A 12,769-nucleotide genomic window follows, 5' to 3' on the forward strand; every position below is an offset into this window, starting at 1 on the left:
TGAACAACCTGCAACTTAAAGGCAAGGCTATAATCGCGCTGACTGCGCCGATCGCTTTGTTTTTTTCTTTCTTTCATATAAGTCAACTTGGGTGTCAACTTATTTCAGGACGGGACATCAGCAATAAAAAAGCCCCGGCAAAACCGGGGCTTTAAATATTTATCCTGCTCCCCCTTCAGGGGGTTGGGGGGCTTATTTCTTTAAAAACTTAAAATCTTTACCAATAAAGCGTGCTGCAGAACCCAATTCTTCTTCGATACGCAATAACTGGTTGTATTTAGCGATCCTGTCTGAGCGTGATGCCGAACCGGTTTTGATCTGGCCACAGTTTAGGGCTACAGCTAAATCAGCAATGGTAACGTCCTCAGTTTCGCCGCTACGGTGGCTCATTACCGATGTATAACCGTTGGTTTGTGCCAAAGTAACTGCGTTGATGGTTTCGGTTAAGCTGCCTATCTGGTTTACTTTCACTAATATAGAGTTACCTGTATCGCTATCAATACCTTGTTGTAAACGTTTTACGTTGGTTACAAAAAGGTCATCGCCTACTAACTGCACTTTGCTGCCCAATTTTTCGGTTAATAATTTCCAGCCCGCCCAGTCATCTTCTGCCATACCATCTTCAATAGAGATGATAGGGTATTTGCCTGCTAATTCGGCAAGGTATTCTACCTGCTCTTCGCTGGTGCGGATAGAGCCTTTTTCGCCTTCAAATTTGGTGTAATCGTATTTGCCGTCTTTGTAAAACTCAGAAGCAGCACAGTCAAAAGCGATGAAAATATCAACACCTGGTTTGTAGCCGGCTTTTTCAATCGCTTTCAGGATGGTTTCAACGCCATCTTCGGTACCATCAAAGGTTGGTGCAAAACCACCTTCGTCGCCCACTGCGGTAGAAAGGCCGCGGTCGTGTAAGATCTTTTTAAGGTTGTGGAATACTTCGGTACCCCAGCGCAAGGCTTCAGAGAAAGAAGAAGCACCAACCGGCATGATCATGAATTCCTGGAAAGCGATAGGCGCATCAGAGTGCGAGCCACCGTTTACAATGTTCATCATCGGGATAGGAAGCGTGTTTGCATTTACACCGCCAATGTAGCGGTATAAAGGCTGGCGGCTTTCCTGCGCTGCAGCTTTAGCAACGGCTAAAGAAACACCAAGGATAGCATTAGCGCCAAGGTTGCCTTTGTTTTCGGTACCGTCAAGGTCTATCATGAGCTTGTCGATCAGGTTTTGCTCAAAAACGTCGATACCTTTCAGTTCGGCAGCAATTTTATCATTTACATTGGCAACGGCTTTTAAAACGCCTTTACCCATGTATACTTTTTTGTCATCATCGCGAAGCTCAACAGCTTCATGCATGCCGGTTGATGCACCAGAAGGTACTGCAGCACGGCCCAATGCGCCATTTTCGGTTAAAACATCTACCTCAATTGTAGGGTTACCGCGCGAATCAAGTATCTGGCGCGCATGAACATCAATTATTAAGCTCATAATTTATTTATTGTTGTATTTTTTGGATTACTATACTAATTTGGTCGGCTAAGTTAAGCGCAAAATCAGCAAATCGCAACGTAAATTTTGTATTTGTAATCATTATTAGTCAACTGTGGTAGGGATATGCTCCTTCGGCTTGGTGTTTTTGCGGTTTATGCGATACATAACTGTTATGGCCAGGTTGTTTTTGCCGCCGGCAGTAGTCAGGCTGTAGTTATATTGGTCGAGGTAGCCGGCCTGCACGCTTAACGACTTATCAAACTGGTAGCCAAACGCTGCCGAAAAACGGTTCCGCTCGAAGTGCGGCGCTTTATTGTTGAGGAAGATCTCATCAAATACCGATATGAAGAAAGTTTTAGCCTGTATCTTTTTGTGATTTAACGGTACAACCAGGTTAAGGCGGTAACGGAAACGGTTTCGGTAGATACCGTTAAGCCAGCGCTGTTCGGCGCGGTAGCGGTGTTCTATTTTTATCCTCTCTAAAAAGGAGTTGATCGTCAGCTGTTCCCACATCCTAAACTCTTTTACCGTTGGTGGCCCATCAAGGTCATTATAATCATAAGTAATATAGCGGCCTGTACCAATAAGTGCGCTGTAGTTCTTAGCAATATCATAGCTAACACCACCCTTGGTTTCGTAGTAAAAAAATTGATTAAAAAAAGTATTGCTGCGTGCCTGCAGTTCTACATAGCCCCCCCAACGGTGTGTGCTGTCGCCGGGTAAAACTACGGTGGCAATTCCCCAGGTGCCTGTTTTATTGTTTTGCGCATTTGCAGTACTGAATGAAAGCACCATCATGAGGGTAAATAGTATAAGGGCGGTATTTTTTAACATTTATTTAATATTATTTTAATGCAAATGTATTTCCATAATGTTATTTCAATGTTAACATTATTAATATTAATGTTATTATAATGTTAAGAATTGGTTTTTAAATTGATGTTTGGATAATCGATCTGCGGTTATTCCATGGCTTGTTTCACCCCGCAACCTGTCGCCTATGCACCTCACTCAAATTCAATACCCTGCCGTAGTTTTGGTATAAATCAAAACATGCAGGTATGAAACATTCCATTATCCAATACACCGTAAAAGAAGGGCGCGCCACCGAGAACGAGGATTTAATTAAAGATGTATTTACCCAGCTACAGGAGAGTAAACCTGATGGCATAGAATATGTAGTGTATAAAACCGGCGACAGTTCTTTTATGCACATGATATCCTTTGACAGCGATGGCGCTAACGCGGCGTTTACAGAAATGCCCGCCTTTAAAGCATTTAGGGCTGCATTAAAAGAGCGTATAGAAAACCCGCCTGCCCGCATGGAAGTAAGCCAGGTGGGAAATTATCAACAAAATAATTGAAACATGGAAACCCAAGAAATTGCGATACAAAAAGAGGGAGCCGTATCGGACTCCCTCTTTTATTATCTCTTGATTCTTACAGTCTTAATTCTATCTTCTCCCTATTCCCATTTAAAGGTTTTCACAGCAACGGCGTAAACACCTATCCCCCATAACAGCAGGATGAAGAGCTGGTGGGTTACATCGCCCAGGCCGGCACCTTCAAAGGCAACCTTGCGCATGGCGTTGTTGAGGTGTGTTAGCGGCAACGCGTTACTCACGTACTGCAGCCATTTTGGGAAAGCCGTAACCGAAAAGAAGGTGCCCGATAACAAAAATTGCGGCAGCGTAATGATGTTTGAGAGCGGGGGCACCGTGCTTTCGTTTTTGGCGATGCCGGATACCGTAAACCCGAAGCCCATAAATATAATAAGCCCGATAGCCGACAGGACGAGCATATTCAATACTGTAACTATACCATGGATCAGCGTAAAGCCAAACATAAAATGCCCCACCATAATAATGAATGTAGCGCCTAATAATGAAAAGGTGAGCCTCGCAAGCGCTTCGCCCAGTACAATACTGTAGCGTTTAACAGGCGTTGCAAAAAAGCGTTTAATTACCAGCGTAAGCCTTAAGCTGATGAACACGAAGGCGGTACCAAAAACCCCGCTGCTGAGTAATGAGAAACCCAACTGGCCGGGGAGGATAAAATCGATGTATTTATAAGCGCGGCCGGTTATAGTGGTTTCCTTCACTTCGGCAAGTACAGGGAAGTGGTCGAGACTTATTTTTTTACGGAATGTTTCGTTGATGTTATTTAAAATATTGACCAATACAGATTGCAATATAGCTCCTTTAGATGATGCTTTTGTGTATTGCACATTCACCGTATAGGGCGCTTTCTGATTGTTGCCGAGCGCTGATAGGGGCGGATACAAAGTCATAGCCCCGTTTTTGTTTTTCTGAATATTCAGAATTGCGTCTATAGAGCCTTTGGAAAGGTCAGCTTTCATATCCTCGGCAGATTGCGTGGTAATGAGGTTTATGATCTTCACTTTCTTTAGCGCAACGTATACCGGGCTAAGCGTATCGCTGCCCTTAGCCACGCCCACATCTACAGCAACCCCGCCGCTTCCAATATTGGCGAATACCAAAATAAATATCAGCGGGAAAGCCAAACTAAACACCACCGCCGAAGGGCTGCGGATGATAGAACGGAAACTTGCTTTGGCAATGGCCAGCGTTGCACGGGTGTTACTATAGTTGTTCATTAGTTCGGGGTGGTTCAATAGTTCATTTGTTCAATAGTTCAATAGTTCATTAGTCCTTTAGCGGCGCTTGCAAACTGCTAACCGCCAACTGCAAACTGTGCTTACCCTTCCCGCCATTCCTTCCCCGTCAGGTTGATGAAAACATCCTCCAGGTTGGCATCTTTTACTTGTTTTTTGCGTTCGAAACCGCTTTCTAACAGTTTATCTATAAAATGGTCGGGGGTATCTATACCTACAATATGGCCGCCGTCTACGAAGGCTACGCGGTCGCAAAGCACCTCGGCTTCGTCCATGTAGTGGGTGGTGATCACCACGGTAGTGCCCGCATCGCGGATCTCACGGATCAGGTCCCAAAGGTTGCGGCGGGCCTGCGGGTCGAGGCCGGTGGTGGGCTCGTCTAAAAATATAATACGCGGGTTGTTTATTAAGGTGGTAGCAATGGAAAAGCGCTGCTTTTGCCCGCCGGAAAGTTCCTTGTATTTGGCTTTTGCCTTATCGGTAAGGGCAACTTTTTCCAGCATTTCCATTGGCGTTTTAGTGACACCGTATAAGCCGCAGAACAACGAGATGAGCTCTGAGAGATTGAGGTTTGGGTAATAGCCCGCCGCCTGCAGCTGCACACCTATTATTTTTTTAATGCTATCGGCATCCTTATCTATCGAAAATCCGTCAACCGTAACCTCGCCCGATGTTTTATCGCGCAGGGTTTCGATGATCTCCAGTGTGGTGGTTTTACCGGCACCGTTTGGGCCGAGGAGGCCGAAGATCTCGCCCTCGTAAACCTCAAAGCTGATGCACTTTACAGCAGCGAAATCGCCGTAGTTTTTGGTGAGATTATTAACCGTAATAATAGGTTGTTTTGCCATACCGTAAATATAGCAACGGATTTGGTGGATTTGCACACGGCATAGTGCTTAGCGCATTAAAATTTGATTAGATTTTGCAGTGGATAAAATTGGCTGCGTGTGATAGTGGAGAGGAATGAAAAAAACGCTATTATAAACTGCTTTTTAGGCTTGTTCGCGTTCGGCATGGCGCCCGAACAGCCCGAACAAGCCCGAACACGATAAATTCGTCCTAAAAGCAATTGCGCCGTTAGGTGCAATCCTTAACAAATTGGCTAAGGATAGCACCTAACGGCGCATAAGATATTGTTCGTTGTTTGCTACAAAGCGGTTGCTCCTAACGGAGCAAGTAGGAAAAGAGAACAGGTTATGTTTGTGTTTTTACTTCCCGCCCTTCTTCAGTTCGCTTTCAGATTTCAGCAATTGCTGCCGTTGCTTTGTTTTATTTCGAAGGCCGGCTCATCGGTACTGGCCTGGCGTTTTACTTTTGTGCCTTTTATGGTTTTGATAACAGGTTGGGTATGCTTCTTTTCTATTTTACCTTCAGCTTCAGATGCGCCCCATTGCCAGTTTACGGTATCTCCCTTTTTCATGTTAATTGTTTTTGCCGGGGATAAAGCAATATGCCTGCCCAGTTTAGCAGGTTAAGCAACCTATGCTGATAACTACCACAGCGGTAACTACAAGGGCTATCATTGAGTAAAGTGAAGGTATGGTAAGCGACGTTGTCATGATGTTTTTTGTGTTGTTTTACAGTACAAAGGTGCATCAGCGGGCAAAAATCGTTTAGCGTTATTAGGCGAAGTAGCGCAAAATGTCGGTGAATGGATTTGTAGGAGGAATGAGCGGGGCAGACGCTATCGGTGAATGGAGCGCGTGTCGGTAAGCGGCGTTTTTTGGTGTGCGAATGCGCCGCACGTTGTTTACCGAAGGAAGATTAACAGGCGGCGCTACATAAAAAATCCGCATAGCCGTTTGGTTATAGACTATGCGGAAGTGCAATGGTTTATTTTAACCGGCTAAAATAACCGGGACTTAATTCCAAAAACCCTGCGTTTTAATTTGTGAGGATGGATACCCCAGCTGTTTTAACAGTTTGCGTAATTCGCTCACCATGGTGTTGTTGCCGGCAAGGTAAAACACAGTGTGCGCCATATCGTAGTGCTGCTGTATTACCCACTGGATAATACTGTGGTGCCCGTATACATCGTTCCGTTCGATAGGCTGCAGGGGCGACCAAAAATACTCCTCGAATAATTTGCGGTGGTGCGGGTTGGCTATAAGCACCGCGCCCGAAAAGCGTGCCCTTGGTATCACCATTTGCTGCAGGGCAAGCATATGCCCCATGCTGCTTTCATCGCCCAGCGCAATAATGGCCGATGTGCTTTGCGGCGCGTGGCGGGTACTGCCTATTTTAAGGTAATGCACGGTATCGTCTTTTTTTAAGGCGGCCGCCCATTTGCTGCCGGGCCCTTTGTGTGCGGCATCAATGTATAGTGTGCAGGTATGTGTTTCGGCGTCCCAGCCGCTTGGGGTATAATCGCGGTAGGTGAGGTTATCCACTTTAAATTTAATGTAGGGGATCTCCTGCCAGCTTTGTACATCGGCATGGGGCAGGTAAAGGTCTATCTCTATCATTGTGGCGGGTTCCCAGTGGCGCACTTCCAGCACACGGCCGCTTTGCAGCAGCCGGTTTTCCAGCAGGCGGCCTGCCCTGGCTTTTAGTTTATGTAAGGTAGATGTTTGCATAGGTGTGATATTTTAATATCACAAAGAAAGGCAAGTATGTGCCCGGAAGCAATGGCCGCTTTGGGGTAATGATTGGACTATTTACGGTAATGCCTGCGAAATTCCAGCGGGGTAAGGTTGGCCGTGCGTTTAAAGATCCGGGAGAAATAGGTAGGATCCTCATATCCGAGGGTATGGGCTATTTCTTTGGTATTCATTTCGCTATAGTACAAAAGGCGTTTGGCTTCCAGCACCACTTCCTGCGTTATCCAGTAGCTAACCGTCATACCAGTAGTTTTTTTGAGGGCCTCGTTCAGGTACGATTCTGATACATTCAATTGCGCAGCGTAAGCCGAGGGGCTTTTTATGGTGCGCATATTTTCGGTAAGTATTTTTTTGAATTGCTGCGCCAACTGTGCCGGCCGCGACAACTGTTGCCTGTTACTGTTAGCCGTACAAAAACAGCTGGCGGCTATCCCCAAAAAAGATTGCAATAATGAATGTATTACAGGCAGGTAAAAAGGGTCTTCTTCGTTACTTTGATATTTGTTTTCCAGCAAGCTCAACACCGTATGGAATTCTTCTAATTGCTGCGGGCTTAATGGAAAGGGTTGTTGCAGTTGTAAATGGCCTTCAAATACCATGCGGTAATCGGGCGCTATCAATGGTGTATCTACGGCAATAAACCAGCCATCGCCCAGGTTATACCGCGTGGGGTGATGCACCTGGCCGGGCAAAAGGTAAAACAAGGAACTTTCTGCAAAATGCATTTCATGGAAATCGACCATGAGGGATGCGCTGCCTTCTCTCAATACAAAAAATATGTAATGATCATCCCGGTGTACGCCAAGTTTCTCCACATCTTTTGAGTGTGCACCCGGTACAAAATGGCGGATATCCAGGCCGCTGTTGGCCCTGTCCTGTATCTTATGTACCGGGATATCTTTCATGTTGGCGGCAAAGTAATTTATTTGGACTGAATTATCGGGTATGCAATGAGAGTTTCTTCCGATTTTTAGTCTTGATTCTTGCTTCTTATCTCTTGTTTCTCAGTTATCCGCCCATCAGCGCGTACACCTCCTGCATGTAGGCGGCTTCCTCCATTGCAGCCTGGAAATCTTCCCACTCATCGGTTGTAAAGGTAAATTGGATATCGTTGGTGGGCGTGCGCATTACCACGCGTTCCTGCCCATCGGGGAAAGGGAAGGAGTGGCCGGTAAAATCAAGTTCGGCGGCAAAATCCTTAAACTGCATAAACTGCTCCGGCGTAAAACTGAGAATGAGGTTGTGGTTCCAGATGAAAACACAACGACATTCGGAGCACCGGCTAATTACCGATGCTCCTTTCTGACTAAGAACTTTCGCGTCGCACATAGGTAGATGATTAAAAAGTTTGTGCCTGCTCTGTTTGGCAAAATATCGCACCAGCAATATTCGCCATAAAAGCAGGGCTTAAGTTTTTCATAGCCGTTTGTTAGCCGGCTTACATGGCAAAGTAAAACCTTATTTAGAATAAATCCAAATAAAAATAAGGAAATTTTATTTCTTGATAGAGACGCGATACTTCGCGTCTTTTCTACCTATAGAAGACGCGAAGTATCGCGTCTCTACAGTAGGAAAGGAATTTCGTTTTACGATGTGTAATTCGCTTTTCAATAGTTTGAAAAGCATATCCAATTGATTATTTTCGCCTAACCCCAACTCGATATCACAATGAAAAACCTGCTACTTATCGCCGCTTTAACCCTGGCAATATCGGCCTGCCAAACTGCAGAGAAAAAAGCTGCTGATTCATCAACAAGTCCATCAGCTTATACCGTTCCGGAGGATAGTGCCATTACCAAAGCAGTACACGATGCTTATGCCGCCATCAGTTTTAAAAAAGGAGAGAAGCCCAGGCTTGATGAGATAGGTAATTACTTTATCCCGCAGGCGCAGCTGATCAATTTCCGCACGGATACGGCGGATGTTAGCACGTTGCCGCAGTTTATTAACCTGTATAAGCAGTTTGTAAGTAGCGCCCATATTGATGAGTTTTACGAGGAAGAAGCATTTGGTAAAACCGAACAGTTCGGCAGGGTAGCCCACCGCATCAGTACCTATAACACCTACTTAAATACAAGGGATAGTATAGCCGAGCGCGGCGTGAATAGCTTTCAGCTTATTAAAACACCTAAAGGCTGGAAGGTGAGTAGTATTATTTGGGATGTAGAGAAGAAGAGTTTGCCTGTGCCGGATTATTACCTGAAGAAGTAATTTAATTACTACAGGAGATTTGCAGGGATATTGCCAATGTTAGGCCGGAGCATTGTTAAATGATGTCTCCGGCCTTTTAATAATTGAATAACTTATACATAAACTGTTACGGTTGCGTATCAGAGGTGCTTTTTGATTTAAATATAGAATACCCCAAACCTATACCAAACCAGGGTTTGCCTTTGTAATCCCAGTTACGGCCCACGTTACCGCCAAGGTAGTCAATACCGGTAAAGGCGCCTATCTGGAAGTTATCTATTTGGAACAAATACCCCAGGTGCCATGTAATAGCGGCAAGGTTAGTTTCTGAGGTAACGGTACTTTTTGTATTACCGGGTGTAACGCCGATTGAAGTAAGTGCTATCCCCGTTAAAAAGTTGTGCGAGTATTTTTTACTTGGCGAATATTTGTAACCTATAGAAAGCCCTATGCTTATATCGTTTGCAAAAGTAAAATCACGATGGTGATTAGCATCGGATGTTTCGCCGCCGAAACGTAATTTAATTGGTAGTACCAACGCGCCCAGTGTGAAGCTATGGCGATTAAGCCGTTTATCGCAACTGTTTACAAATACCTTTAAGGGTAATTTAAAATAACGATCCGTCGCCCCGGCTTTCCCGGTGGTTTGGTCGGTTGTTGAACTTACATACTTTGTGTTTAGGTTTTTTCGCTTGGTTGTTTCCGCGGCATCTGCACCATCCGGGTTCCAAATTAAAAATTGGATAACAAAATTACCATCATCCAGTATCTTGGTCACTTTAAATTCAGTGCCGGTGGGGATATCTTCGGCAGACCCTGCAATGTCCACACCTTTCCCGCTGCATTTTAATAATGTTTCCGATGTTATAAAGGTGTAAACATTATCGTAGATGGTTTTATCTACCGTTTGCGAAAATGTAAGCTTGCAGCTAAATATTAATGATACGAACAATAGTTTATATTTCATGATACTAAAGGTGAGGTGATTAATATCATCAAATATGTGTACGAAACTTAAGTGTTGTTACGGTAAAAACACCCAAATAATAACCGTAAAAAAAGCGTGGCTTACTAAAAGATATTTATTAATAATTGATATGAGTTCGCCACCGGTATTTTTATGATCTAAGTATCTTTCCAAAACAGATCTTGTCAATAACATTCAAATAATCAAATGTTTGCGATGTGATTTATACCGATGGTGAGGCATGGAAAACGATCCAAACGCATCACTTGTAAAAAGTTTTTTCTATTTACAACCCGCACGTCTACATCTTCAGCATGTTCCCAATGCTTTGTCCTGTTCTAATTAAATTCTTTTCAGTATCAGCTAAAGCGGTTGCAATATCTGCAGGGCCGTGGCCAATCGCCAGCAACACATCAAAATACTGGCTAAGCCTTTCATTACTTTCCAGTGGGATCTTACCCGCCACGCCGATCACCGGGAGGCCTTTGGCTTTTGCACGGCTGGCTACCCCAAACGGCCCTTTGCCCTGCAGGGTTTGCTCGTCTATACTGCCTTCGCCGGTAATAACCAGTTGCGCTTTTTGCAGGGCATCATCAAATCCGGTGATATCTAAAAGGTAATTAATTCCGTTTACCAGTTTGGCGTTTAGCAGGGCATAAACGCCTGCCGATGCACCACCCGCCGCGCCGCCGTACTTTATGGCAGCCATGTTTTTGCCGGTTGTTTTCATGACCACTTCGCTCAATTTTGCCAGGCCTGCATCCAATAATTTTACTGCCGCCGCATCCGCCCCTTTTTGCGGACCGAAAACCGCGGCAGCGCCGTTATCACCCAATAGTTGGTTATCTACATCGCACAATACAACCACTTCGCAACCGGCAAGGCGGTTGTCTAATCCCGATAGATCAATACTTTCCAATTGAGACAGGCTTTCGGGCAGGTGGATTAGTGGATTACCCGTAGCATCTAAAAACCGTGCGCCAAGTGCGCTCAATATACCCGTTGCGCCGTCTACCGTGGCAGAGCCGCCCATAGCAATTATTATTTTCCGGGCGCCGGTATCCAGCGCTGCTTTTATCATTTCGCCGGTGCCATAGCTGCTGGCACGCAACGGGTTTAGTTCATCGGTTTTTAACAAGCGTAAGCCGGACGCATCGGCCATTTCTATTACGGCTGTTTGCCCGCCGTCTATCAAACCGAAGGAGGTTTTTACCGGCCTGCCCAATGGATCGGTAACCGTTACCGGGATCACTTCGCCCTTTAGTTTTTGAATGATGAGCTGCGCCGTACCATCGCCGCCATCCGCTATCGGGAAGCATTCGGTGGTGCAATTGAGGCTGCTTTGGCTTACCCCTTTAGCAAGGGCAGCTGCGGCAACCTGTGCCGAAAGGCTGTTCTTAAAAGCGTTTGGGGCAATGAGGATGTGCATCATAGGATAAACGAAAGTAGGTAAACCATGGCAAAAGAGGTAAGCCCCATTAATACGGTGGATACGGAATAAACGCCCAGCATGGTTTTCATTTCCAGGCCCGAGAATTTGGCTATTACCCAAAAGTAAGCATCGTTGGCGTGCGATATCATCATGGAGCCTGCGCCCATGGCCAGCACACCAAGCAGGTGGCCAGTGGCGGTATCTAATCCCAGCGGTTTTAGCAGTGGCAATACAATGGATGCCGCCGTAATGATAGCTACTGTTGAGGAACCCTGCGCAGTTTTAATGATGAACGTGATGAGGAAGGGGAAGAAAAGCCCCATGCTGGCCAACGGCAATGCCGCGCTAAGGTGCCCGCCAATTTTGGTAGCGGCCAGCACCGCGCCGAAAGCCCCGCCGGCGCCAATGATAACCAAAATGCCGCCGGCTTTTTCGGCACCATCCTGCAGGAGTTTGGCAACAGCATCTTTACGCCAGTTGCTCCCGGCATTAAATGCAAGTAAAATGCCGATGGCGAGCGCAATAGCCGGGTCGCCCAGGGAAAGGAACATGGTTAACCATTTGTTGGGAGCTACAGTATCTATCACAAAAAAAGCTTTAACAGCGATCAATAAAATAGGGATAGCAACAGGTAAAAATGCTTTTAATGCCGATGGCAGATATGCGGGTTCTGTTGGCGCTTCTTCGGTTTCGGTTACCACGTCCGGATATTTTTTGCCTGAGTAACCAGCCCAAAAGTAACCCACCAGCATGGCCGGGATGGCTACCAGGGTGCCGGTTATTATCAGTCGGCCATAATCCACTCCAATAAGTGCCGCCGCTGCTGATGCACCGGGATGCGGCGGTATTAAACAATGTACCGAGTATAAGCCTGTTGCCAGCGATGTTGCCATAACTGCCATAGCAATGCCACTGCTGCGGGCCAGCGACTTATTTAATCCGCTTAAAACGATATAGCCCGAATCACAAAAAATGGGCAGGCCGACTATTAGCCCCGTAAGGCTCATGGCCAGGTTGGCGCGTTTACTCCCTATCTGTTTTAAAATACTGTTGGCCATTACACTTGTGCAGCCGGTATGTTCCAGCACAGCACCAAGGGTAGTGCCCAAAACAATGATTAGCCCTAATGATTTGAGGATATTGCCAAAGCCATCTTTAACGGAAGTAAGCACCGCATCTACGGGCATACCAACGCCCAGCCCAACTATTAAGCAGGCCAATATCAGCGCGAAAAAAGCGTGCACCCGGTACTTTGCCGTAAGCAAAACAATGAGCCCGATACCGGCAAAAAGGCAGACCAAGATCCGGGCGAGCGATACATCCATAGGGATGTAAGTTAAGAGTTGATATGCAGATGTGCAAATTACAGATGTGCAGATGGGGGCTCGATATAAAGTAAAAAGCCTTTCAAGTTTATCGCTTGAAAGGCTTTTTGTCTGAACCGTGATTTTCTT

At 45.7% G+C, this 12,769-nt stretch carries 13 protein-coding genes; 2 read left to right on the forward strand and 11 right to left on the reverse strand.

Translation table 11 applies throughout. The features are described 5' to 3' along the window. Positions 1-192: 192 nt before the first annotated feature. Positions 193-1,488, reverse strand: a complete 1,296-nt coding sequence (gene eno / locus IDJ77_RS22985) for a phosphopyruvate hydratase (RefSeq protein ID WP_191191335.1) — start codon at positions 1,486-1,488, stop codon at positions 193-195. A 105-nt stretch (positions 1,489-1,593) separates the two neighbouring features. Then, positions 1,594-2,325 carry a DUF2490 domain-containing protein gene (locus IDJ77_RS22990; RefSeq protein ID WP_191191336.1) on the reverse strand — a complete coding sequence of 244 codons (732 nt, stop codon included), beginning with the start codon at positions 2,323-2,325 and terminating at the stop codon, positions 1,594-1,596. A gap of 227 nt (positions 2,326-2,552) precedes the next feature. Between IDJ77_RS22990 and IDJ77_RS22995 the strand changes: the two genes are divergently transcribed. After that, complete coding sequence (locus tag IDJ77_RS22995; protein ID WP_191191337.1) at positions 2,553-2,855, forward strand: antibiotic biosynthesis monooxygenase; 303 nt, start codon at positions 2,553-2,555, stop codon at positions 2,853-2,855. Positions 2,856-2,956: 101 nt separating this feature from the next. On the opposite strand, the gene IDJ77_RS23000 is transcribed toward IDJ77_RS22995, so the two are convergent. From IDJ77_RS23000 to IDJ77_RS23025, 6 genes are all read right to left on the reverse strand, one after another. Then, a complete protein-coding gene (locus tag IDJ77_RS23000) occupies positions 2,957-4,108 on the reverse strand; it encodes an ABC transporter permease (RefSeq protein ID WP_191191338.1) in 1,152 nt (383 codons plus the stop codon). Positions 4,109-4,209: 101 nt separating this feature from the next. Continuing rightward, positions 4,210-4,974 carry an ABC transporter ATP-binding protein gene (locus tag IDJ77_RS23005; RefSeq protein ID WP_191191339.1) on the reverse strand — a complete coding sequence of 255 codons (765 nt, stop codon included), beginning with the start codon at positions 4,972-4,974 and terminating at the stop codon, positions 4,210-4,212. Positions 4,975-5,369: 395 nt separating this feature from the next. Further along, positions 5,370-5,546, reverse strand: coding sequence for a hypervirulence associated TUDOR domain-containing protein (locus IDJ77_RS23010; RefSeq protein ID WP_224751208.1), 177 nt, complete (start codon positions 5,544-5,546; stop codon positions 5,370-5,372). 442 nt (positions 5,547-5,988) lie between these two features. Next, positions 5,989-6,702, reverse strand: a complete 714-nt coding sequence (locus tag IDJ77_RS23015; RefSeq protein WP_191191340.1) for an SIP domain-containing protein — start codon at positions 6,700-6,702, stop codon at positions 5,989-5,991. Positions 6,703-6,779: 77 nt separating this feature from the next. Beyond that, positions 6,780-7,631, reverse strand: coding sequence for a helix-turn-helix domain-containing protein (locus tag IDJ77_RS23020; RefSeq protein ID WP_191191341.1), 852 nt, complete (start codon positions 7,629-7,631; stop codon positions 6,780-6,782). Positions 7,632-7,734: 103 nt separating this feature from the next. Beyond that, a complete protein-coding gene (locus tag IDJ77_RS23025; protein WP_191191342.1) occupies positions 7,735-8,055 on the reverse strand; it encodes a DUF6686 family protein in 321 nt (106 codons plus the stop codon). 339 nt (positions 8,056-8,394) lie between these two features. Between IDJ77_RS23025 and IDJ77_RS23030 the strand changes: the two genes are divergently transcribed. Next, entirely contained in the window at positions 8,395-8,937 is a 543-nt protein-coding gene (locus tag IDJ77_RS23030) for a hypothetical protein (RefSeq protein WP_191191343.1), read from the forward strand. 106 nt (positions 8,938-9,043) lie between these two features. Here IDJ77_RS23030 and IDJ77_RS23035 read toward each other — a convergent pair whose 3' ends face one another. From IDJ77_RS23035 to IDJ77_RS23045, 3 genes are all read right to left on the reverse strand, one after another. Continuing rightward, on the reverse strand, positions 9,044-9,883 hold the full coding sequence (locus IDJ77_RS23035) for a hypothetical protein (RefSeq protein WP_191191344.1): 840 nt from the start codon (positions 9,881-9,883) through the stop codon (positions 9,044-9,046). Positions 9,884-10,184: 301 nt separating this feature from the next. Next, entirely contained in the window at positions 10,185-11,315 is a 1,131-nt protein-coding gene (locus IDJ77_RS23040; protein WP_224751209.1) for a glycerate kinase, read from the reverse strand. After that, the gene (locus IDJ77_RS23045) at positions 11,312-12,640 is read right to left on the reverse strand and encodes a GntP family permease (protein WP_191191345.1); all 1,329 of its coding nucleotides are present in this window, start codon (positions 12,638-12,640) and stop codon (positions 11,312-11,314) included. Before IDJ77_RS23045 ends, IDJ77_RS23040 begins: the two co-directional genes overlap by 4 nt. Positions 12,641-12,769: the final 129 nt, after the last annotated feature.

This window comes from Mucilaginibacter pankratovii (assembly GCF_014773265.1).
GTDB lineage: Bacteria > Bacteroidota > Bacteroidia > Sphingobacteriales > Sphingobacteriaceae > Mucilaginibacter > Mucilaginibacter pankratovii.